The sequence below is a fragment of the Streptomyces shenzhenensis genome (genome assembly GCF_021462265.1).
GTDB classification, from domain to species: Bacteria; Actinomycetota; Actinomycetes; order Streptomycetales; family Streptomycetaceae; genus Streptomyces; species Streptomyces shenzhenensis.
The window spans coordinates 1-23,469 of sequence record NZ_JAJONF010000004.1 but is presented as its reverse complement, the minus strand read 5'-3'; the positions used below and the strand labels follow the sequence as shown (position 1 = coordinate 23,469).

17 protein-coding genes are annotated in these 23,469 nt (G+C 72.2%); 2 read left to right on the top strand and 15 right to left on the bottom strand.

Going from position 1 to position 23,469, the window contains the following annotated elements; all coding sequences use genetic code 11:
* Positions 1–3: 3 nt before the first annotated feature.
* Entirely contained in the window at positions 4–1,014 is a 1,011-nt protein-coding gene (locus LQ326_RS06645) for a cytochrome c oxidase assembly protein (protein ID WP_234533683.1), read from the bottom strand.
* A 149-nt stretch (positions 1,015–1,163) separates the two neighbouring features.
* Between LQ326_RS06645 and LQ326_RS06640 the strand changes: the two genes are divergently transcribed.
* The gene (locus LQ326_RS06640) at positions 1,164–1,724 is read left to right on the top strand and encodes a hypothetical protein (protein ID WP_234533681.1); all 561 of its coding nucleotides are present in this window, start codon (positions 1,164–1,166) and stop codon (positions 1,722–1,724) included.
* 183 nt (positions 1,725–1,907) lie between these two features.
* On the opposite strand, the gene LQ326_RS06635 is transcribed toward LQ326_RS06640, so the two are convergent.
* The 14 genes from LQ326_RS06635 to LQ326_RS06570 form a co-directional block, all read right to left on the bottom strand.
* The gene (locus LQ326_RS06635) at positions 1,908–3,707 is read right to left on the bottom strand and encodes a phosphatidylglycerol lysyltransferase domain-containing protein (RefSeq protein ID WP_234533679.1); all 1,800 of its coding nucleotides are present in this window, start codon (positions 3,705–3,707) and stop codon (positions 1,908–1,910) included.
* Between the two features lie 155 nt (positions 3,708–3,862).
* Positions 3,863–4,126: a hypothetical protein gene (locus tag LQ326_RS06630; protein ID WP_234533677.1), complete on the bottom strand. Its 264-nt coding sequence runs from the start codon at positions 4,124–4,126 to the stop codon at positions 3,863–3,865.
* Between the two features lie 372 nt (positions 4,127–4,498).
* Positions 4,499–5,392: a phosphate ABC transporter ATP-binding protein PstB gene (gene pstB / locus LQ326_RS06625; RefSeq protein WP_234533674.1), complete on the bottom strand. Its 894-nt coding sequence runs from the start codon at positions 5,390–5,392 to the stop codon at positions 4,499–4,501.
* A gap of 13 nt (positions 5,393–5,405) precedes the next feature.
* A complete protein-coding gene (locus tag LQ326_RS06620) occupies positions 5,406–6,320 on the bottom strand; it encodes a sortase (protein ID WP_234533672.1) in 915 nt (304 codons plus the stop codon).
* A gap of 74 nt (positions 6,321–6,394) precedes the next feature.
* Entirely contained in the window at positions 6,395–8,392 is a 1,998-nt protein-coding gene (locus tag LQ326_RS06615; RefSeq protein WP_234533670.1) for an Ig-like domain repeat protein, read from the bottom strand.
* A 158-nt stretch (positions 8,393–8,550) separates the two neighbouring features.
* Complete coding sequence (locus tag LQ326_RS06610; RefSeq protein ID WP_234533668.1) at positions 8,551–11,166, bottom strand: hypothetical protein; 2,616 nt, start codon at positions 11,164–11,166, stop codon at positions 8,551–8,553.
* Entirely contained in the window at positions 11,163–12,863 is a 1,701-nt protein-coding gene (locus tag LQ326_RS06605; RefSeq protein ID WP_234533665.1) for a phosphate ABC transporter substrate-binding protein PstS, read from the bottom strand. The genes LQ326_RS06610 and LQ326_RS06605 overlap by 4 nt, the downstream gene beginning before the upstream one ends.
* Positions 12,863–14,341, bottom strand: coding sequence for a phosphate ABC transporter permease PstA (gene pstA / locus LQ326_RS06600; protein WP_234533663.1), 1,479 nt, complete (start codon positions 14,339–14,341; stop codon positions 12,863–12,865). Before pstA ends, LQ326_RS06605 begins: the two co-directional genes overlap by 1 nt.
* Positions 14,342–14,343: 2 nt before the next feature.
* Entirely contained in the window at positions 14,344–15,318 is a 975-nt protein-coding gene (pstC, locus tag LQ326_RS06595) for a phosphate ABC transporter permease subunit PstC (protein ID WP_234533661.1), read from the bottom strand.
* A 622-nt stretch (positions 15,319–15,940) separates the two neighbouring features.
* Positions 15,941–17,209, bottom strand: a complete 1,269-nt coding sequence (locus LQ326_RS06590) for an ArgE/DapE family deacylase (RefSeq protein ID WP_234533659.1) — start codon at positions 17,207–17,209, stop codon at positions 15,941–15,943.
* Between the two features lie 376 nt (positions 17,210–17,585).
* Complete coding sequence (locus tag LQ326_RS06585; protein WP_372496767.1) at positions 17,586–19,040, bottom strand: HAMP domain-containing sensor histidine kinase; 1,455 nt, start codon at positions 19,038–19,040, stop codon at positions 17,586–17,588.
* Entirely contained in the window at positions 19,041–19,796 is a 756-nt protein-coding gene (locus tag LQ326_RS06580) for a response regulator transcription factor (RefSeq protein ID WP_234533657.1), read from the bottom strand.
* A gap of 439 nt (positions 19,797–20,235) precedes the next feature.
* Positions 20,236–20,826, bottom strand: a complete 591-nt coding sequence (locus tag LQ326_RS06575; protein ID WP_234533655.1) for an FMN reductase — start codon at positions 20,824–20,826, stop codon at positions 20,236–20,238.
* A complete protein-coding gene (locus LQ326_RS06570) occupies positions 20,823–21,953 on the bottom strand; it encodes an LLM class flavin-dependent oxidoreductase (RefSeq protein ID WP_234533653.1) in 1,131 nt (376 codons plus the stop codon). Before LQ326_RS06570 ends, LQ326_RS06575 begins: the two co-directional genes overlap by 4 nt.
* Positions 21,954–22,425: 472 nt before the next feature.
* Between LQ326_RS06570 and LQ326_RS06565 the strand changes: the two genes are divergently transcribed.
* Complete coding sequence (locus LQ326_RS06565; protein WP_234533651.1) at positions 22,426–23,298, top strand: alpha/beta fold hydrolase; 873 nt, start codon at positions 22,426–22,428, stop codon at positions 23,296–23,298.
* Positions 23,299–23,469 lie beyond the last annotated feature (171 nt).

Genomic DNA, 23,469 nt, shown 5'->3' with positions numbered 1-23,469 from the left:
TCGTCACCTCTCGCCGTGCTGGCGGCGGATCCTCGCGGCCACCTCGTTCTCCTCCGTCTCCCACCAGGGACGGACCCGCTCGGCGGAGGGGGCGGCGGCGGGGCCGGGAGCCGTGGCGGACGTGGCGGCCGGGGAAGCCTGGGCGGGCGCGGAGACCCGGGCCAGCTGTTCGTCCAGGTGACGGTCGAGGGCCACCGTCTGGACGCGTTCCGCGCGCGCCCACTGGAACAGGATCGCCAGCAGGAACGGCAGGGCGACCAGTTCGGCGATGCTCAGCATCGCGCCGCCGCCGATCTGCTGGTCCTGCCGGACGTCGGGGGCCCAGGACGGGTGGTGGTGCAGATACCAGGCACCGGCGATCAGCGTGCCGTGGGTCATCACCACGACCCCGGGGACCGCGTCGATCACGCCGTCCAGGAAGACCAGGGCCGCCCGCACCGGATGGGTGCACCAGGCCGGCAGGGTCTCCTCCCGGGTCAGGACCGGTACGACGAAGAGGCAGCCCGCCGCCAGCAGGTGCAGGTACATGAGCTCGTGCAGCCAGCCCACCCGCAGGGCGGTGGCGAAGTACGGGGTGAAGTAGATCGTCAGCTCGGTGGCGAGGACGAGCGCAGTGCTGACCAGGGGGAAGGTCAGGAAGCGGACCAGGCGGCCGGTCATCGCACGGTGGACCCTCGCGGCCGCGCCCCGCGGCAGCGCCTCCGCCGCCAGCCGCAGCGGGTCGCCCAGGGCCAGGCCGAGCGGGGCCACCAGGTCAAGGAGGATGTTCTGCACGGCCGCGGGCCAGAACAGCACGTGGTCGTAGACGGCCAGAGCCGACATCGTCGCGACGACCAGCGCGCCCAGGCCCAGCACCGCGAAGGCGGCGGTCCGGCCCACCGGCCAGGACCCGCCCCCGCCGCGCACGCGCCGCACGCCCCAGCCGTACAGCCCGCCCAGGGCCAGCACCAGCAGCAGCGCCGGCACGTCCAGCTGCCACGACGTCAGCAGCCGGCCCACGGTCAGCTCGGCCATCGGGCTCACCCTCCTTCGTCCACTGCGCGACGCTATACCTGGCCTGCCCCGCGCCCGCGCCGGGGTCCCGTGCACAATCGGCGGGATCACCGAACGGTGATCGAACGATGACCGGCCGGTCATCGGCACGGTTCTCAGGGTGGGGATACATGTTCGGGAAGCGACTCCTGGTGAGCGGAGCCATCGCGATTCTGATCGGCACGCTCGGTGCGTGCTCCGGGGGCGGAGGCGGTGAAGGGGACGGTGCCGACAACGGCGTCAGCTACGGACAGGACGACACGAGCACCGGGACCGGCAGCTCCGGTGGCGCCTCCTCCGCCCGGGACGACACCGTCCGCGGACTGAAGGACACCGTCCGGCACGTCACCAGGAAGACCACCCGGGCCACCCGGCCCCGCCTGGTCCGCAAGTGCTCCACCGGCACGCACCGGGTCCGGCACACCTCCAGCAGCGGGACCCGCGGCAGACGCACGACCCGTACCTGGTACACGACCGAGCGGTACCGGTCCTGCGCCAAGGTTCGCAGTGGCACCGAGACCTACCGGAAGACCGTGCGCACCGAGAAGTGGTGCGTGGAGCTGGACGACGTGAACGGCGACAAGCGGCGGGACGACGTCTGGTACCAGGTCAGCAGCTCGGACTACGGCGACGCCCGGACCGCGGACGACCACGCCCGGCTGGAGTTCGTCCCGACCGCCACGGGCTGCTGAACCGCCGCCGCCGCCGAGGGCTGCTGAACCGCCCGGCCGCCCCCGCCTCACAGCCCCGTACCGGGCCGAGGTGCCCCCGTTGGCCCCTGCCGGGAGGGCGGCCACAAGACGCCCGGGTTCGCGAACTCGCCGGCCCGCAAGCCGTCTCCTCACCGGGCCGGCTGCGGGGTGGCGACCCGTCCGTCATGACCCCCAGGGCACCGTGAGGAACCCCTCCGCCCGCGCGCTCGCCAGGCCGATGCGGGGGAGGTCGCTGGTCTTCGCGAAGAGGATGTAGCGGGGCTCCCACACCGGGCGGTACTTGGCGTTCGCGCGGTACAGGGACTCGATCTGCCACCAGCGGGAGAAGAACGTGAGGGTGGTGTGCCACAGGCGCAGGACCGGGCCGGCGCCGAGGCGGGAGCCGCGTTCGAAGACCGAGCGGAACATCGCGAAGTTCAGGGAGACGCGGTCGACCTTCAGTTCGGCGGCCCGGAGCAGGAGTTCCACCACCATGAACTCCATCAGGCCGTTCTCCGAGTCGCGGTCGCGGCGCATCAGGTCCAGGGAGAGGCCGTGCTCGCCCCAGGGGACGAAGCTGAGGAGGGCGCGGGGGGTGTCGTTCGCGTCCCGGCACTCCAGCATCACGCAGCGGCCGTCCGCCGGGTCGCCGAGGCGGCCGAGGGCCATGGAGAAGCCGCGTTCGGTGGCGCCGTCGCGCCAGTGGTCGGCCCTCTCCATGAGCATGGCCATCTCGTCGGCCGGGATGTCCTCGTGGCGGCGGATGCGGACCGTGTAGCCGGCGCGGCGGACCCGGTTGTGGGCCTGGCGGACGACGCGCATCGCGCGGCCTTCGAGGGTGAAGTCGGCGATGTCGACGATCGCCTCGTCGCCCAGTTCCAGGGCGTCCAGGCCGTGGCGGCCGTAGACGGTCCCGGCCTCCTCGCTCGCGCCCATCACGGCCGGCGTCCAGGCATGGCGCCGTGCCTCCGTCAGCCACGCGTCGATCGCGCCGGGCCATGCCTCCGGGTCGCCGATCGGATCGCCGGAGGCGAGGCTGACACCGCCGACGACGCGGTAGGTGACCGCCGACTTCCCGGTGGGCGAGAAGATCGCCATCTTGTCCCGGCGCAGGGCGAAGTAGCCGAGGGAGTCGCGGGTGCCGTGCTTGTCGAGCAGGCCGCGGAGCCGGGACTCGTCCTCCGCGCTGAGCAGGCGGCGGCCGCGCGGGGAGCGGAAACCGGCGTAGAGGACGAGGCAGAAGGCGGCGGCCAGGAGGATGTTGATGATGATGTCGGTCCAGCGCGGGGCGTGGACCGCGGTGACGTGGTCGGCGAGCGGGCCGACGCTGACGCCTCGCAGGAGGGTGTAGGCGATCTCGTCGGGCAGGGTGGCGCCGGGCAGCTTGTTCGTGGCGTGCACGAGGAGGGTGCCCAGGCCGCCGGTGACCAGGACGCCGCCGGCCCCCACCGCCAGCGCCGTCTTCGGGTTCGACGGGTCGCCGACCGCGTTGAACTCACGGCGGCTGACCAGCAGCGCGGCCACGAAGAGGCCGGTCACGGCGGCGGAGACCCAGTTGAAGGCGTGGGCACGGTACTCGTGCTGGGTGAGGGCGAGGACGTAGAGGGCGAAGAGCGGGGCGGACAGGAGCAGGTTGACCACCCAGGCCGCGCGCTTGCGGCGGCGCATCACCAGGACGAAGAAGATGGCGAGGGCGGCCGAGACCAGGCCCGCCGTGGCCAGGTACGGCGTGAAGAACTGGCCGGAGTGGTGCGCGTGCTGCCGGTGCAGGTGCAGGGTGAGGCGGCCGTTGTTGTGTTCGTCGACCTCCTGGCGGAAGGGGAGCGACATCACCGCCGCTATGTTCAGTACGGCGATCACGCGCAGGTACCAGACGGTGAAGTCTGCGGCCCGCCTGCGCAGCGCGCCGCCGGAGGCGCCGGCGGAGGTACGGAGGGCGGCGGACACGCGCCGCGGGATCAGGGTCGGGGGCTGTGCGGGCATGGGGACCGGTCACCTTGGGGACGGGGAGCGGATAAGCGGAGGGCTGACCCTACATTCCGTAGGGTAGCTGGAGGAGACGGGGGAGTGATCCACCGTCGTACGGAATACGGTGTGAAAGGGCGTGCTGTCTCTTACGGAGACCGTCCCCCACAGGTCTACGGGTGCTCCCGCTCCGCCCGCCGCCGGGCCGCCAGCATCCACGCCAGGTTGCCGATCGCCGCCCCGGCCGCCACCACCGCGACAATCACCCCGCCGGTCGCCAGCCCGTCGCTGAACAGGTGCGGGCGCCGGTCGAGGCTGTGCAGACCGAAGCCGGACAGCTCGTACACACCCACCGCCGCGACCAGCAGGCTCGCCACCAGCACCGCCACCGTGGGGGCGAGGCTGCGCCGCGCCTCGTGTGCGTCCGTGCCCTGCATGCGTACCCCCGTGAGCTGACGAACCGCCGTGGCCGATGGGGAACCTACAATACGTAGGGTCCGGAAAGCCTAAGGTCGCGCGTGTTCGCGTCAGCGGGGGCATCGGCGTGCCGCTGTGTTCGGCGGCCTCCGCCGTGGGCCGCACAGGTGACGACGGCGTCCACGGGTGCGGCGCCGCTGTGGCTGGTCGCGCCGTTCCCCGCGCCCCTTGCGGGGCGCTGTTCAGCTGCCGGTCGAGGAGCGCCCCGAAGGGGCGCGGGGAACTGCGCGACCAGCCCCGACGCACCCGCAGCCGACGACGGCGTGCGCCGGGATCACGGCACGGACCGGTCGTCACCGTGTCGCCGTGCCACGCCCACCCCGTGGCCGGGCTCAGCCGAACCGGCCCGCCACGTAGTCCGCGGTGCGCTGGTCCTGCGGGGAGTTGAAGACGTCCTCCGTGGCGCCGTGTTCGACGATGCCGCCCGGGGTGCCCTGTTCGGCCAGGAAGAAGGCGCACTGCTGGGAGACGCGGTGGGCCTGCTGCATGTTGTGGGTGACGATGACGATCGTGACCTGGCCGGCCAGGTCCTGGATGGTCTCCTCGACCCGGCGGGTGGAGGTGGGGTCCAGGGCCGAGCACGGCTCGTCCATGAGCAGCACCCGGGGGCGGACCGCCAGGGCCCGCGCGATGCACAGCCGCTGCTGCTGGCCGCCGGACAGGGCGCCGCCGGGCTGGCGCAGCCGGTCGCGGACCTCCTTCCACAGGCCGGCGCGGGTCAGCGACTCCTCGACCAGCAGGTCCCTCTCCCGGCGGCCCGCCTTCGTGCCGGTCAGCTTCAGGCCCGCCACCACGTTGTCGTAGATCGACATCGCCGGGAACGGGTTCGGCTTCTGGAAGACCATGCCGATCCTGCGGCGGGCGTCGGTCAGCCGCCAGGACGGGTCGTAGATGTCCTCGCCCTCGAAGAGCACCTCGCCGCCGAACTGAGCCGAGGGGATCAGCTCGTGCATCCGGTTGAGGGTGCGCAGGAACGTCGACTTGCCGCAGCCGGACGGGCCGATCAGCGCGGTCACCTCACCCGCGGGCATGGTCAGCGACACCTGGCTGAGCACCTGGTGGGAGCCGAACCAGGCGGAGACGGCGCGGGCTTCGAGCGTGGCGGGGGCGGGCCCGTCCACCACGACGGCGGGCAGTACCGCGGTGTCGGCCGTCGGGGTGGTGTCGGTCATCTGAGCGGTCTCGGTCATCTCAGCGGTCTCGGTCGTCGCAACGGTCTCGGTCATCTCAATCCCTCGGTCACAGCAGGTTCGGCAGCAGTTCGGTGGTCCGCGTCGCGACCTGGAGGCCGAGCACCGCGACGACCGGGGCGAAGACGATCCACGTCTGGTGGCGGCCCCAGCGGTGCCAGGTCCAGACGGCGGCCACGGCGCACAGGAGCAGCGCCTGCAGCCACATCACCAGCGGCCACGGCACCCCGGAGGGGCGGGCCAGCGGCTCCTCGGAGCTCGGCAGGGTGCCGGCCCGGATCATGGCCGACGGGGTCTGGAACGGCGCGGAGACCAGGTCGGCGTCGACGCGCAGGATCCCGGAGGGCATGTACTTCGCACCGGTGGCGGTGATGAGGACCAGCCGGCTCTTGCCGGCGGCCAGCGCCGTCGGCGCCGGGTCACCGGCCCGCCGTACGTCGATGACCTGGAACTTCGCCTTGCCCTGGCCGGTGGTGACGGTGAACGTGTCACCGGTGGCGAGCTGGGAGAGCCTGCCGAACGGGCCGCCGTACGCCGCCGCCCGGCCCATCAGCACGCTGGTGCCGGCCTGGCCGGGCATCGGGGTGTCCCGGCGGTGACCGGGGCCGTCCGTCGTCACGGACGAGTCGGTGCCCTCCAGGACGACCTGGCTCAGGCCCAGCTTCGGTACGTCGACGATCGCGACCGGGGTGCCGGGCGCCAGCAGCTTGCCGTCCTGCCCGGTCTGCGCCACCGGGGCGGTGCCGAGGGCGAGTTGCTCACGCAGCTGGTCGAAGTCGGCGTGCTGCGCGGAGTTTTCCTGGGCGCCGCTGAACACCAGCAACTGGGCGGTGATGCCGAGCAGCAGGGCGGCGAGGCTGAGCAGTCCGCCGCGTGAGAGGTGGCGGACGAAGGTGAGGCTGCGGACGGGCCTGCGGGGCACGGCCGGAGCCAGAGCTCTGGATGTCGGTACGGCGACGGTCATGGCGGCCCGCCTCCTTCGAAGAATGAGTGAGGGCCGCCGGGAGCCGTGAGGCTCCCGGCGGGCCCGTCAGCCGATCAGGTGGACTTGATGGTGAAGTTGGCGCCGGTCTTCGAGTTCACGGTCGAGGAACCGGCGTAGAAGGCGTGCAGGGTGTGCTTGCCCTTGGCCAGCTTCGGCAGGGTGATGGTGACCTTGCCGCTGCTCAGGGTGCCGGTCGCGATGACCTTGGAGCCCTCGTAGATGCGGACGGTGCCGGTCGGGGTGGTGCCGGTCGCGGTGACCTTGACGGTGACCTTGGCCTTGACGGTGTGGCTCACCGTGGCCGGGGCGGAGGTGGCGACCGACGCCGTGGCCTTGGTGATCTTCAGGGAGACGGTGGTCGCGGACGCGTTCAGGCCGGCGCTGCCCGCGTAGGAGACCGACAGGGAGTGCGTGGCGACCTTGAGGTGGTTCGACAGGCCGATGGTGACCTTGCCGGACGCGTCCAGGGTGCCGGTGCCGAGGGTGGTGGAGCCCTCCTTCACCGTGACCTTGCCGGACGCCGTGACGCCGTGCGAGCCGGCGACGGTGACGGCGACCTTGGGGGTCTTGCCGTAGGCGGTGGTGGCGGCGGTGGCGGTCGTCTTGCTGGTGTACTTGACCGCGCCGGTCGAGGTGGCCTCCGGGCTCGCGCCGCTGAGGTTGTTGGCGGTGACCGTGGCGGTGTAGGTGCCGTTGGCCAGGCCGGCGAAGGAGTACGACGTGGCGGAGGCCGCGAGGTCCTTGGTGGCGACGACGGCGCCGTCCGCGCCCTTCAGCGTGACGCGGTAGTCGGTGACCGGCAGGGCCGGGACGATGCTGCTCGGGGTCCAGCTCAGCTTCAGGCTCGCGTCGCCCACGGTGGTCTTCAGGGTGGGCGCGGCGGGCACGCTCGTGTCGATGCCCGAGCCCTCCAGGCCACCCTGCTTGACGTGCTTGTTGGTGAGGTTGATGAAGCCGTTGTAGGGCTCGTTGACGAAGCCGAAGGAGGCGATGACCTTCTCGGAGTCGTCGGAGGCCAGGGCGGCGGTGTGGCTGCCGCTGGTGACGAAGATGTCGTACAGGTCCTGGTCGAAGAAGATGCTGGTGGTGTCGACTTCGCGGGTCGGGACGACGTTGTAGACGTCGCGGCCGAAGGTGGCGTTCTCGTAGTAGTCGGTGACCGGCTTGAGCTTGCCGTTGACCGTCGTCACCGGGCTGGTGGGACCGGCGTCGCCGTCGAACTGGATCGAGGCCAGGTGACCGCCGTTGGCCACGGAGGTCTTGGTGTAGTCGGGGGAGACGCCGTTGTTCTGGGCGATCCAGCTGCCGACCGAGAACGGGGCGACGGCGCCGTCCTCGGTGAGCGCGGCGTTGCCCTGGTTCTCCTGGACGACCTGGACGCTCGAGGCGAGCTGGTCGTCCTTCAGGCCGATCGCGTTGAGGAAGAAGTTGCGGGTGCCCGAGTTCAGCTGCGGGATCTTCGGGTGCACGGTCTGGCCGTTCACCGTGGTGAGCCGGCCGTTGTAGATGTCGTGCAGCTGCGTCACCGTCAGCGTGTCCAGCCCCGAGCCGCGCACCGCCACGCCGACGGCGTCCCGCGCCATGGGGATGAAGGTGAGCGCGCTGCCGAAGCCGGAGGGGGCGCCGGAGGAGCGGCCGAAGTCGACCTGGTTCTTGATGGCGACGCCGGTGCCGTCCGGCCAGGACTCGCCGGTCAGCGACTTCGTCAGTGCCTTGCGGCCGGCGCCGGAGCCGTTCGGGCGAGCGAAGGAGGGGCCGCCGGTACGGGTGGTGATCTTCGACGCCGTGGAGCCGGTGCCGGGCTCGATCGCGTCGTAGGAGGCGATGCGGGCACCGGACGTCGCCTTCACGGCGGTGGTGGCGTAGCTGATGCCGTTGACGGTGTCGCCGGCGAGGGCGTTGAGGACGTCCTGGGTGGTGTCCGAGCCGACGCCGACCAGCTGGCGGAAGGCACCGGCGTCCGGGTCGGCGACCGCCGGGGTGGCGAGGGCGAGGCCGCCGGCCACCACGGCCGCGGCGACGAACGCCGCCGAAGAGCGCAGATTGCGCATCGAAAGTCTCCTGACGAGAGCTAGCTAGCTGGGTGTTGCCAGAGGATCTGGCAGGGTGGTACCGGCCGTCCGCCCCGACTGCCTTTCGGGGCGGGCGTCCGTCTGCGGGAGCACCGGGTGGTGCTCCGGTCTGTGGGGAGCGCCGGGGGCGCTCGGGGTTACGGGAGCAGTCGCCGCAGTCGGCGCGACAGCTCCGGCAGTTCGGGTACGACGGTCACGCTCCGCCCGCCGGGCAGCGGGAGGCGCAGCGGCAGCCGCAGCCGGTTGCCGCCCGCGAAGGGCGCACCGGCCCCGGCGACCGCACCGAGCGCGGCCCCGACCGGGACGGCGTACCGCAGCGGGTTGGCCGGGTCGGCCGGGGTGTTGCCGGCCGCGGTGGTCTGCAGCGCCTTGCCGCCGTCGAACGACGCCGACGCGCTGGGCGAGGCGCTCGCGCCGGCGCCTCCGGCGCCGCCCGTACCGGCGCCGCCGGTCGTCCCGCCGTCGGTCCCGGTGGTGCCGGAGGGGCCGCCGCCCGAGGTGCCGGTGCCGCCGCCGTCGGCCGGGCCGCCGGAACCGCCCGCGGTCGGCCCGCTGTAGTGCAGCAGCGCCTGGACCGCCTTGAGGGTCTGGGCACGGAGCTTCTCGGACAGCGGCGCGTAACCGGCCGGCAGGCGGCCCGGGTCGGCGCCGCTGACCTGCCCGGTGCCGGCCGCGTACTGCAGCAGGGCCGCGTAGTCCTGGCGGGCGGCGGACTTGATCTTGGCCGGCCGGACGGCCGCGTAGACCAGCTGGGCCAGCGGGTAGGCGTTCTTCGCCGTGGCGCCGGACGGGGTGATCTCGGCGACGTTCTTGCCGGCGGCGCTGTTCGCGGCGGCGGTCAGGGAGGCGGCGGTCGGCGCCACGAACGTGCCGGCGGCGTTGCGGAGACTGGCGGTCTGCAGGCCGTAGCGGGCCGCCGAGGCCGCGTCCGTGATCGTGATGACGAAGCGGGAACCGACCGTCTGCGGGCCGGTGCTCTTGAAGGCCGGCGGGCTGGCGAGCGAGTCCCAGCTCGACTTCCACAGGGTGTCGGCACGCCGGGCGTGCAGGGCGCCGGCGTGCATGTCCTCGACATACGGGTGGAAGTCGGTCATGCACTGCTTGAGCGTGGCGCCGCTGCCGGGCGGGATCGTGCACCACGGGTCGCTCTTCGGGTACTCGTCGAGGTTCGACGGGTCGAAGGCGAGGCCGGTGGGGTTCAGGTCGGCGTTGGTGCTGTAGTACGGGTTGACCCGCATCCCGTCGTCGTCGGGGACGCCTGCGAGGAACTGCCGGGCATCCTTGTCGGAGTTGATCCACTGCCACAGCGCGCGGGCGGTGTCCGTGTGGCCGAGGGAGGTCATCAGGTCGGTGTCGGTGGACGGCGTCTCGGAGACCGAGAAGTACGCGAACTCCGGGTTGAGCGCGATGAACTCGGGGTCGCTCGCCAGGCCCGCCGGGTTGTTCCTCGCCCAGCCGTAGCCCTTGGCGGCGGTACCGCTGATCACGGCTCCCCAGGGCGAGCTGCGGTAGGACTCGGTGAGCAGCTTGGCGACCAGGCGGGGGGTCAGCCTGATCGACTGGACCTTGGTGCCGGTGAGTTTGTTGATCGATTCCGGTGCGTCGGCCTTCGGTCTGCGCTCGATCGTGAAGGCGATCACGGCTCCGGAGAGCGCGACCGGCGCGTACGTCGTGGTGTCCGAGGGCGCGGCCGAGCTCACGTCGGCCCCCAGCGCGCGGGTGGTGAAGGCGAGTCCGGAGGAGCCGTCGTTGCTGAGCCGGGACCGGGTGTCGGGCTCGCCGAGCTCGGTGTAGCTGTAGACCTTGCCGGACGAGCACAGCCGGGCCTGCCAGCTGGTCATCGCGTCGGCCACCAGCTCGCTGCCGGTGGTGGGACGTTCGTCGGCACCGAGGGCGCAGTTGGTGCCCACACTGTTGAAGTCCAGCTTGACCGCGATCCGGTTCGCCCAGTTGGTGGAGGAGACCGGGGAGCCCGCGTTGACCTGGCTCTTGTCCGCGTACGGCTTGCCGTCCAGGTCCAGGTGGCCCTGCGGGACGATCACCAGCCAGCACGAGCGGGGCTTGGCGACGCCGCCGGTGGTGACGGGCTCGCCGCAGCCGAGGTGGGGCGCCTCGTTGGCGGTCTGGACCTCGAAGTACTCCTGGCCGGTGCCGTTGGCGCTGGTACGGGCGAAATCGATCTCGTTGCTGGTGTTGTAGTTGAAGAACTGGTTGTTCTGGGTGTTGGTGGTGACGGTGGTGCCGTCGACCGACTTGAAGGGGACCTCGCCCGGCGCGTTCGGGTTGGCCGCCCCGTACCGGTTGTCCTGGCCGTAGTTGGTCGGGGCGGCGCTGTAGAAGACCTGGCGGGTGTCGTCGTAGGCGTTGCCCGGCCAGCTGCCCCGGTCGGTGGTCGGGGAGGCGCCGTACTGGCACTGGGTGCGCGCCGGGCCCGGGTTGGACGGGACCGTACCGTCGTCGTCGCCCCAGCACTGCATGATCTGGACGAAGTCGGTGTTGAACTGGGTGCCCGCGAACCTGGTCGGGGTGCCGCCGGTCCAGCTGACCGTGACGGCCTGGCTGGTGAGGTTCCTGGTCTGGGAGACCGTGAACTTCATGTCCTTGAACTCGCCGCGCCCGGAGACGGTCACGGTGGAGCCGGTGGCCGCGGCGGCCGTGGGAGCGGTCTGGGCGACCGCGAGTCCGGCGAGCGCGCCGACGGTGGCGCCGGCGAGCAGGCGGATCAGCGTGTTGCGTATCCGGGTGCGTCTCATCGCGAGCTCCCCTCGTCCGAGCGGGTGGTGCTGTTACCGCCCGACCTGCTGCCGACCAGGCGGGAGACCACCGACGGCAGCAGGAGCAGGCCGAAGACCAGGACCGCGGCCAGCAGCATCAGCGTCTGGGTGCCGGTCCAGCCGTGCGCGGTGGCCACGGCGACGGGCTGGGCGAGGGCGACGGTGCCGTCGGCGGCCGTACCGGTGCCACCGGCGCTGGTGCCGGTGCCCGTTCCGCCGCCGGGGCTGATGGTCTGGCCGGTGTCGGGGTCGACGGAGGGCTGGGCGCTGCCGCCGGTACCGCCGGTGCCGCCGGTGCCGCCGGTCGAGGCGTCCGTGCCGCCGGTGCCGCCCGAGGTGCCGCCGGTGCCGGAGCCGCCGCCGCTTCCGCTGCCCGAGCCCGACTTGGCGCCGCCGCTGCCGCCGGTGCAGGGCGCCGCGCCCTTCTTGTCACAGGCGGCCGGGTACGGCGCGGTCTGCGCGAGCTTGTTCTGACCGCTGGCGGTGAACGTCGGGTTGTTGCAGTTCTTGATGTTGATGTTCTGCGCCCGCACGCCCGGGATCCGGCGGATCTGTTCGAAGCCGGCCTGCACCAGGTTGATCGGAAGCGGCGAGTAGCCGAGCTTCGGCGCCTGTTGCTGGCCCTGGCACATGAAGTAGTACGAGAACGCGCCGAGCGTCTTGCCCTTGGCCGCGGTGAACGTGCCCTGCACCTTCAGCGGCAGGATCATGTACGAGTAGCTGGACAGCGGGTAGTTGCGCTTGTCGCTGTCGTTGTAGACGCCGTCGAGCTGCTGGGTGAGGTAGTCCGCCGAGCTCCTGTTCGTGTTGATCTTCGCCTTGAGCAGCGAGACCGCCACGTTCTGCGGGGTGGGCTCGGTGTAGTAGCCCGCGTGGTTCAGGACCTTGGCGACCGGGTAGTGCGCGTTGAGCGCGTACGAGTAGTTGACGTACCCGATCGCGCCCTCGCCGTAGTTCTGGGCGACGTACCCGGCGACACCGAGGTCACCGGACTGGGCGATCATGCCGGAGACGGTCGGGTAGTACGACGTCTGCCCGCACGCTCCCGAGCGGCCGACCTTGGCGCAGTAGGCGTTCCACAGCGACCGGTGCTGGTTCGCCATCCACAGCGTGAACTGGGCGGTGGAGCCGGAGCCGTCGGAGCGGACGACGGGGACGATGGTGCGGTGGGGGAGCTGCAGCCCCGGGTTGTCGGCCTTGATGACCGGGTCGTCCCAGGTCTTGACGGCCCCGGTGAAGATCTTGGTGACCACGTCGCCGGAGAGACGGAGGTTGGTGACCCGCTTGCCGTTGACGGTGAGGTGGTACATGAACACCGTGCCGCCGGCCACGATCGGCATGTAGGCGTAGGAGCCGGACGCGGGGCGTTCGGCCGCGCTGCCGTCGGTGGGGTGCGTCTGGAACGGGATGTCGGAGACGGCGAAGTCGACGGTGCCGGAGAGGAACTGGCGGCGGCCGTCGGAGGAGCCGGCGCCGGCGTAGCTGATGCGCATGCCGTACTGGTTGACGGCCCGGCGCCATTCGTCGACCGCGTTCTCGGCCCAGGTGGAGCCGGCGCCGGCGATGGGGGTGTACGAGTCGGCGACGGCCGGGGTGCCGGCGACGGTGCCGAGGATGCCCATCAGTGCGGCCAGGATGCCCAGCCGTCGAAGGGCGTTGATGACTTGGCTGGACATCAGTGACTGTCTCCTGTTGCGGCATCGGTGTTCCCACCCGCACGGGTTCCACCGTCGGCGGGTGAGCCGTTCGGGGGTGTCGGTTCGCCGTCGTCGGCTGCGGGTGCGTGGTGGCTGGGCGCGCCGTTCCCCGCGCCCCTGGGCCGGCTGTCGTCACCGGGGTTCTCGTGGTTCTCCGCGCTCCCCGGCGGATCGGCCTGTTCACCGTTCTCGTCGGAACCGGTCTCGAACAGCTTCAGCCCCGGCGTGTGCAGTTCGGCGAACCTCGTCGCGTCCCGGCGGGACGCCCGCGCCGCTCTTCTCGCCTGGCGCTTGTTCTGGTGGCCGGGGCCGCGGCCGCCGATCACCCGGGCGATCACGAAGAGGACCAGGACCAGCGCCATCAGGACCGCCGCCGCGCCGAAGCCACGGGCGATCATCGTGGGCTCGGGGGACTTGACGAAGTTGAAGACGGCCAGCGGGAGGGAGACCATCGGGCCGCTCGTCGGGTCGGCGTTGAGCGCCGCCGTGAAGCCCGCCGTGAGCAGGACCGGGGAGGTCTCGCCGATGCCGCGGGCGGTGCCGAGGATGACGGCGGTGGCGAGGCCGGAGCGGGCGGTGGGGAGGACCACGTGCCACACCGTCCGCCAGCGCGGCGCGCCGAGCGCCTCGGACGCCTCCGTGAGGGTTCCGGGGACCAGGCGCAGCACGACGTCCGCCGCGCGGATCACGATCGGCAGCATCATCACACTGATCGCGAAGCCGGCCGCCAGACCCGACTTCTGCATGCCGAGGTTGAGGATCCAGACGGCGTACACCATCAGGCCGGCCACGATGGACGGCAGCGCGGTCATCGCCTCGACGATCGTACGGACGAACCGGGAGAAGCGGCCGGGTATCTGGTTGAGGTACACCGCGCAGGCCAGACCCAGCGGCACCGTGATCGCCAGCGCGATGGCGATCATGATGATCGTGCCGAGCATGGCGTGTGCGATGCCGCCGTGGGTCAGCGGGTCGAGCGGGCCCGCCGCCTGCATGTCCTGGGTGAAGAAGTTGGCGTGCGGCAGGGCCTCCCGGCCGCGCCACGCGGTGAAGCCCAGGACCATGGTGAGCGCGGCGAACATCAGCCCGCCCGCGGACCACAGGACGACGGTCATCACCCGGTCCCGTACCGCCTGTCCGTTCTCCTCAAGTCCTGTCAACACCGCGTAGATACCGAGGAAAGCCAGGTACGCGGTGACGAAGAAGCCCAATGCCCCGGAGAACGGCGCGAGTTCGCCGAAGAGGAGGACGGCGACGCACAGCCCGGAGGCGGCGGCGCCGAACACCGACAGCACACCGGAGCGGGTGACCCCGCCGATCCGGCGCGGCACGTCGGGGAGCACGGCGACCGCGTCGGTGTCCGCGGAAATGCCCTCGGCGGCTTTCCCGGGGGCACCATGCGGGGCGTTCTGCGGGGCGTTCTGTGGAGCGCCCTTCTCAAGGTCTACGACGGTCATCGTCACGCCTCGCTCTGTGCGCCGGACCGTGACCGCGCCACGATCGAGGAGGCGGTGAAGTTGACCGCCAGGGTGAGCAGGAACAGCGCCAGGCCCGCTGCCATCAGCGCCGACATGCCGAAGGCGGAGGCATCGCCGTAGTGCAGGGCGATGAGGGAGGAGACGGAGTTCGAGCCGGTCTGCAGGATGTGCGGCTGGATGGTGAAGACCGGGGAGATGATCAGGTAGACCGCGATGGTCTCGCCGAGGGCCCGGCCCAGGCCCAGCATGGTGCCGCCGATGATCCCGCCCATGCCGTACGGCAGCACGACCGCGCGGATCATGCCCCAGCGGGTGGCGCCGAGCGCGTAGGCGCCCTCGCGTTCACCGGCCGGGGCCTGCGCGAACACCTCGCGCATCACCGAGCACTGGATCGGCGCGACCATCAGGGCCACGACGATTCCGGCGACGAAGGTGGAGGCGGTGTAGACGCTCTGGGAGGCGAGCGGTTCGCCCGGCTGGGTGCCGTCGACGTGCAGGAAGGGGATCCATCCGAACCAGTCCGACAGCCACCGGGACAGCCCGATCACGTGCTGCTGGAGGAAGAAGAGCCCCCACAGGCCGTAGACCACGGACGGCACGGCGGCCATCAGGTCGACCATGGAGACGAGCGTGCGGCGCAGCGGACGCGGCGCGATGTCCGAGATGAACAGGGCGGTCCCGAGGGCCAGCGGCACGCTGATCGTGACGGCCACGGCGGCGATGAACAGGGTGCCGGTGAGCACGGCCGCGATACCGAAGCGGTGCACGTCCGGCTGCCAGTCGGCGGTGGTGAGGAAGCCCCAGACCCCTCTGGTGCGCAGCGCCTGCCCGGCCCGGAGCAGCAGGAACAGCCCTACGGCGGCCATGATGGCGAGAACGATGACGCCGGCGGCCGTCAACTGGACCCGGAAGATCCGGTCCCCGAGCCCCCGGGCGGGCGACGGCCGCCTGGGCACGGGTCTTTCGGATTCCGCCCCGGCGGAACCCCTGAGCGCGGACACCACTGTGCCCCCCTCTACGAAGCGTTACTCCCCACACGGCTCCGAATCGGGGTGCCGCGCCCCAGAGTCAATGGCTGGTTCCTTGCGCAGCGACGCGTCGAATGTGGAGGACAGGTGAACCGTTCACGTCATTTCAGTGGGGGACATGTGGGTGCCTGTGTACTGGAGGGTCGGGCGGGACGCCTCCCGCGCGGTGCCCGCACCCCTCAGCAGGCGGTCGTGCGGTGCGAGTTCGGCCGGGCCGGGCACGGTCGTGCGGGGCGGGGCGAGCACGCCGCCGCCAGGCCGGGTGAGCCGGCGACGTGGCCGGATGTGAACGGGCGGGGGGGCGAAGTTCGGCCGCGGCCGGCGCCGCCCGCGCGGTCCAGGGCGCCCCTGACGTCCTGCTCGCCCTGTCCCGGCAGCGACTTCTCCAGGGTGTGGTCGGCCAAGGGCACGGCACGGCCCCGCCCTCGCCGAGGACCGCCCGGCCGCCCTCACGCCGGCGCAGGGCGGGCGGACAGGTGTGGCCGGCCTGGAGGCGGGGCCGTGGTGGGGGTCAGGATCGGGTTGTCGACGGTTCAGCCGCCTGCCCCGCCTACTCCGCGCCGACCGTCCGCAGGGCCGTCACCACCAGGGTCCGGGCCACCGCCACCACCTCCGCCACCGACACCCGCTCCTCCGCGCTGTGCGCCACCCGCACGTCCCCCGGCCCGTACTGGAGCGTCGGGATCCCGGCCCCCGTGTACAGCCGCAGGTCGCTGCCGTAGGGCGCCCCGCGCTCCCGGGGCCGGGACGCCCAGCCGTTGGTGTCCGCGCACGCGTCCCGCACCACCGCCCGCAGCGGATGCCCCTCCTTCAGCCGCCCGCTCGCGAACTGCCCGCCCGGCCAGGTCACCGTCGCCGGGTGCTCCCGCAACCACGGATCGGCCGCGCACACCTCGGCCACGCACCGCTCCACCTCGGCCCGCGCGTCGGCCGGTTCCTCGCCCAGCCGCACCCCGAGCCGCCCCTCGGCGATCAGCAGGTCCGGCACACTGCTCGCCCAGTCGCCCGCGCGCAGGGTGCCGACCGAGAGGGCGTACGGGATCGGGTACTCGGCCATCAGGGGATCGGGGTCGCGGTTGCGGTCCCGCTCCAGGTCGGCCAGTGCCCGGTGGATCGCGAGGTAGCCGTCGATCGCGCTCACCCCGGCGTCCCGCGAGCTGGCGTGCGCCGCCTTCCCCGGCACCGTGAGCCGGAAGGTCAGCGCCCCCGCGTTCGCCGTGATCAGCGTCCCCGCCGTCGGCTCGGTGATCACGCAGGCGTCACCGTCGTACCCCCTGCGCAGGGTGCCGAACGCTCCCAGCCCGCCGTCCTCCTCCCCCACCACGAAGTGCAGGGCCAGCCGCCCCCGCAGCCGCACCCCGGCCGCCCGGATCGCGGCCAGCGCGGCCAGGTGCGCCACCAGCCCGGCCTTCATGTCGCACGCCCCGCGCCCGTGCACGACGTCGCCCGTCACCCTCGGCACGAACGGATCGCCCTGCCAGGCGGCCGGGTCCCCCGGCGGTACGACGTCCACGTGCCCCTGGAGGATCAGCGTCGGCCCGTCGCCGCCCCCGGGCGTCCGCCCGACCAGCCCCCACGCTTCCTCCCGCGCCACCTCCATGCCCGGGAACTCGGGGTCGGCGAGCAGCGCCGGCAGGTCCATGGACCACAGGTCGACGTCCAGTCCGAGCCGCTCCAGGCGGCCGGCCAGCAGGTGCTGGAGCTCCGACTCCGCGGCGCTGCCGGTCATGCTCGGGACCGCCATCAACTCCAGCAGCATCCGGCCGACGGCCGCCTCGTCGAGGCAGCCGAGGGCCGCGGCCTCCTGATCGGTCAGCATGAGTTCCTCCCCGCAGTCACCGGTGCCCCGATCATCACCCCACCACCGGGGATACGTCACCACCCGGCTCGGTGCGCGGTGGGGGGTGCGCGCGGGCACGTGGTTACGCATGCATGCAGGCAGGCGGGCACGTGGTCACGCAGGCAGGCGGGCAGGCGGGCACGTGGTTACGCAGGCACGCAGGCAGGCGGGCAGGCGGCAGGCGGTCACGCAGGACATATTCACGGAGCACGCGGGCACGCAGGACGCGGCAGGCATTCACCCAGCACGCCGTCACGCAGCACGGAGCCCGCATTCACGCAGCACGCAGCCACATATGCATTCACGCGGTCGCACGGCACGCGGCACGCGGTCACGCGGCACGCAGCCACACGATTCAGCCGCGGGTTCCGCCGGCGACGATCCCGCCGCCCACCGTGAACCCGATCACCGCGCCGCCGCCCTCCCGGCGGAAGGCGAAGGGGGCGCCGCCGTGGGCCATGGCGACCTCGCGGACGATGGAGAGGCCGAGGCCGGAGCCGGGCAGGGAGCGGGCGTCGGCGGCTCGGTAGAAGCGGTCGAAGATACGGATCAGGTCGCCCTCCGCGATGCCGGAGCCGCGGTCGAGGACCTCGACGCGGACCGTGCCCGGCCGGGCGGGGCCGGTGACGCTGATCTCGATGGGCGCCTTGCCGTCCCGGTCGAACTTGGCCGCGTTCTCGACGAGGTTGGAGATGGCCCGCTGGAGCATGCCGGGCCGGCCGTCGGTCGTCGTGTCACCGGCGACGCGCAGGACGATCTCGCGGCCGGTACGGCGCCGGGCCAGCCCGGCCACGTCCTCCGCGATGTCGGCCAGATCCACCCGCTGCGGCGGCTCGTTGTCGGACTGCCCGGCCGCCAGGTCGACCAGCTCGTTGACCAGGTCGGTCAGCTCGCGCGCCTCCTGGCCGAGGTCGGCGACGAGTTCGTCACGGGTCGCGGGCGGGAGTTCGTCGATCCGGCGGAGCAGGGAGATGTTCGTACGCAGCGAGGTCAGCGGGGTACGCAGCTCGTGGCCCGCGTCCTGGACCAGGCGCCGCTGGTCCTCCTCCGACTGCGCGAGCCGGCCGAGCATCCGGTCGAAGGCGCGGCCCAGCCGGCCCACCTCGTCCAGTCCGGTCACCGGGACCTGGATGCCGAGCTGCCGGGTGCGGGCCACGTCCTCCGCCGCCGACGTCAGGATCACCAGCCGGCGGGTGATGCGCCTCGCCAGCCACCAGCCGAACAGCCCGGCGGCCACCACCACGGCCGCCATCAGCAGCAGCGTCCGCTGCTGGAGCGCCTGCAGCAGGTCCTCGGTGTCGCTGAACTCCTGGGCCACCTGCACCGCGCCCCGGCCGCCGCCGAGCGCGACCGTGGCGATCCGGAACAGGTCCTCGCCGGCCTGGACGTCCTTGTGCTGGACCGTCTTCCCGGCCTGCGCGGCGGTGGCGGCCGCCCGGTCCGCCGCGGTGACGGGCAGCACCGGGCTGCCGCGGTCGACGATCTCACCCCGCGCGCCGAGCACCTGGACGTCGGTGCGCGCGGGCCGGACCAGATCATGGCCGGGCTGGGAGGAGGAGAAGTCCTCCGGCACCATCCTGTGCGTCTTGACCTCGTCCTGGACGTCGGAGACGACCTGCGTGAACACCGACTGCTGGTCGACGCGGACCAGCCGGGCGGCCGCGTTGTACGACAGGATGCCGACGACGACCGTGACCGCGGCCGTGACCGCCGCGAAGGAGACGACGAAGGTGGTGCGCAGGGAGAGCAGGCCCGGCCGGCGCCGGACCAGGACCCGGGTGAGCCGCTCCAGCCGCTGGAGAGGGCCCACTCAGTCCTCCCGCAGCACGTAACCCACGCCCCGGACGGTGTGAATCAGCTGCGGGGCGCCGGGCTCGTCGAGCTTGCGGCGCAGGTAGCCGACGTAGACGGCGAGGTTCTTGGACCCGGGGCCGAAGTCGTAGCCCCAGATGCGGTCGTAGATCGTGGAGTGGTCGAGGACGATGCCGGCGTTGCGCGCGAGCAGTTCCAGCAGTTCGAACTCGGTGCGGGTCAGCTCCAGCTCGCGCTTGCCGCGCCAGGCCCGGCGGGCCTGGAGGTCCATCCGCAGACCGGCCGCCTCGACCTGCCGGTCGGAGACCAGCGGCTCCCGGCCGGACTCGGCCGCCGTGGCAGCGCCGGCGCCGGTGACGGTGCCGCCGCCGGTGCCGGTGGTCACGGGCAGGGTACGGCGCAGCAGCGCCCGCAGCCGGGCGAAGACCTCTTCGACGTCGAAGGGCTTGACGACGTAGTCGTCGGCGCCGGCGTCCAGGCCCGCGATCCGGTCGGCGGTCTCCACCAGCGCGGTCAGCATGAGGATCGGGGTGCGGTCCCCCTCCGCACGCAGCACGCGACAGACCTGGAGGCCGTCGATGCCGGGCATCATCACGTCGAGGAGGAGGACGTCGGGGCTGGTGCGGTGGGCGTGCGCCAGTGCTTCCACACCGTCCGCGACCGCCGTCACCTCATAACCCTCCAGGGTGAGGGCCCGCTCCAGGGCATGGCGGATGGCGCGGTCGTCTTCGGCGAGCAGCACAGTCTGGGGCACCTCCCCAGTCTGCCAAGGCCTCCGGCGGTTCTGGCGTGGTGAGCGGGCCTACGATCACCCTTTTTACCTGCCTCTCACCGTCACAGAGGCAACCCGGAGGGGGGCAGGATCATGGGCGACGGGTGGGGATGCCGGGGGCGATGCACTGCATCTCGGGGTGGCGAGTGGGGAGTTGCGGGGGCGTTGAGGACGAGTGTCGGGTGCGGGCCAGTGGCGGCTGGCCGCGCCCACGCGGCGGAGCCGCACATCGACCCAGCCCCGCGCCCCTTGCGGGGCGCCGAATAGCCGCGGGCAGTCGTGCCGCAGGGCGATGGGGGTCCCCCCGCGCGAGCGAAGCCGAGCGTGGGGGAGGGTGGGCGCTGGGGGTCCCCCGGCCGAAGGCTGGGGGAAGCACCCTGCCAGCGCCGGTAAGCGTCCCCACCCCCGGCCCCGGCCCACCTCAGCTCGCGCCCAGCCTCGCCAGTTGCTCCGCGAAGGGAACCACCGGCAACTCCTCCGGCTTGTCGCGGCCGGCCGCGGTCAGCCCCGTCATCAGCGCCGCCAGCTCCCCCGCCGCCCGCTCGACGCGGCTCTCCAGACCCTCCGCGCCCCAGTCCTCCGACGCCGCGTACACCGCTGTCGGCACGACCACCGCCCGCAGGTACGCGAACAGCGGCCGCAGCGCGTGCTCCAGCACCAGCGAGTGCCGTGCCGTACCGCCGGTCGCCGCGATCAGCACCGGCTTGCCCGCCAGCGCGTCCTTGTCGAGCACGTCGAAGAACGACTTGAACAGGCCGCTGTAGGAGGCCGTGAACACCGGCGTGACCACGATCAGGCCGTCCGCCTCGGTCACCGCCTCCTGGGCCGCCGCGAGCCTGCGCCCGGGGAACCCGTTCGTGAAGTTGTGCGCGATCTCGACCGCGAGGTCGCGCAGCTCCACCACCTCGAGCTCGACCCGGGCCTGCCGGCCCACGGCCGCTGCCAGCCGGTCCGCCAGCAGCCGCGTGGACGACGGCACGCTCAGCCCCGCCGAGACGACGACGAGCTTCATACCTCGGCCTCCTTCTTCTCCACAGCCTTCTCCGCGGCCTCCGCGGACTTCTCCGCAGTGGCGGCGGCGAGCAGCGACGCGTGCGTCGGCGCCTCCGGCACGTTCGCCGGCCGGCCGTTCGCGAACTCCTTGCGCAGGACCGGGACGACCTCCTCGCCGAGCATGTCGAGCTGCTCCAGGACCGTCTTCAGCGGCAGCCCCGCGTGGTCCATCAGGAACAGCTGACGCTGGTAGTCGCCCGCGTACTCGCGGAACTTCAGCGTCTTCTCGATCACCTGCTGCGGCGAGCCCACCGTCAGCGGGGTCTGCTCGGTGAAGTCCTCCAGGGAGGGCCCGTGGCCGTAGACCGGCGCGTTGTCGAAGTACGGCCGGAACTCACGCACCGCGTCCTGCGAGTTCTTCCGCATGAACACCTGGCCGCCGAGGCCGACGATCGCCTGCTCGGGCGTGCCGTGGCCGTAGTGGGCGAACCGCTTCCGGTAGAACTCGACCATCCGCTTGGTGTGGTCGGCGGGCCAGAAGATGTTGTTGTGGAAGAAGCCGTCGCCGTAGTAGGCGGCCTGCTCGGCTATCTCGGGCGAGCGGATCGAGCCGTGCCAGACGAACGGCGGCACGTCGTCCATCGGCCGCGGGGTGGAGGTGAAGCCCTGCAGCGGCGTGCGGAACTTGCCCTCCCAGTCGACGACGTCCTCGCGCCACAGCCGGCGCAGCAGGGCGTAGTTCTCGACGGCGAGGTTGATGCCCTCCCGGATGTCCTGCCCGAACCAGGGATAGACCGGCCCGGTGTTGCCGCGGCCCATCATCAGGTCCACCCGGCCGTCGGCCAGGTGCTGGAGCATCGCGAAGTCCTCGGCGATCTTCACCGGGTCGTTGGTGGTGATGAGGGTGGTGGAGGTGGAGAGGATGAGCTTGTCCGTCCGCGCGGCGACGTAGCCGAGCATGGTGGTCGGCGACGACGGCACGAACGGCGGGTTGTGGTGCTCACCGGTCGCGAAGACGTCCAGGCCGACCTCCTCGGCCTTCTGGGCGATCGCGACGATCGCCTTGATGCGCTCCCGCTCGCTCGGCGTCCGCCCCGTGGTGGGGTCCGGCGTGACGTCGCCGACCGTGAAGATCCCGAACTGCATGCTCGCTCACCCTCCAGGTTGTTTACGATTCAACTATACCCGCAGAACGAGACCCCGCCTCCACCTATTCCCTGCGCCTGGCTGCGCCTTCCAGCCCGGATCCCACCCGGTCTCCGTCGGCGGCCCCACCGGCACCGGCACCCCGAACCACCCCATCGCCCGCGCCTCGCCCGCGCATTCGGCGCCACCCTCGCGACCTGCGCCACCGGCTCCGCCGGCTCCACCGTTAAGAGGCTCCGCGTCCAACACCCACTCCTGCGCCTTCCACGACGCGGCGACGACGCGGCGGCGGCAGCGCCCGGCAAGGGAGCCCGTCACCACCGGGTGCCCCTCGGGCCGGCGAACGGCTCCGCCCGGCCGCGCCGGCCACCGGCTCGTTCACCCGGACAGCCCGTGCGCGGGGACACGGCGGCGAGGGTCCTCGACGCTGGAATCCCGGGCGTGCCCGACGCCCTCGCACCGAAGGACCGGCATGCGCATATCCCGTGAGCCCCGCCGCATCGTGTACGTCGCCCGCTGCGGCGCGGCCCTGCTGGCCCTGGCGGGCGCCACCTCCGCCCTGGCACCCGTCACCGCGCGGGCCGGTGGTCCGAGCGGTGATCCCGGCCGGGCGAAACCCACCATCGTGCTCGTACACGGCGCCTTCGCCGACGCGTCGAGTTGGAACGGCGTCGTGGAACGGCTCCAGAGGAACGGCTACACCGTGGCCGCACCGGCCAACCCGCTCCGCGGTGTCGCCCAGGACTCGGCCTACCTCGCGAGTTTCCTGAAGTCCCTCAAAGGACCGATCGTCCTGGCCGGTCATTCCTACGGCGGCGAGGTGATCTCCCAGGCCGCCGTGGGAAACGACAACGTCAAGGCCCTCGTGTACATCAACGCGGTCATGCCCGACGCGGGAGAGTCACAGGCCGCCCTCGCCGCGAAGTTCGCCCCCGCCCCGCTCACCGGGGCGCTGAAGCAGGTGCCCTTCCGCAACGCCGACGGCACCACCGGCACGGACGTCTACATACAGCCGGACCGACTGCGCCAGGTCTTCGCCGCGGACCTGCCCACGAGCCAGACCGCCATCATGGGAGCCACCCAGCGTCCGATCGCGATGTCGGCGTTCACGGACAAGCTCACCGGCGCCGCATGGCGGAACAAACCCGTGTACGCCCTCGTCGGCAAGCAGGACCGGGCGATCGACCCGAGCCTGGAGCGATTCGAGGCGAAACGGGCGAACGCCCGGAAGACGGTGGAGATCGACTCCTCCCACGTGTCCCTCCTCTCCCACCCGCAGGCGGTCAAGGACCTGATCACCGATGCCGCCGAGGACTACATGCTGGGGAAGACAGGGAGATCCTGAGCGCCGGCACCGGCATGGCGGCGGTCACGAGTCGCGCCCCGCGCCGGTGCCCGCCGAGCACAGGGGGCTGGAGCTGAGCCGGAGCATCCGTCGTAGTTCTTCGCCCCCTGCCGTACGCGGCGAGCCCCCGGACCGGACGCCCGGATCCGGCAGCATCGGCGCGGCCCCGCA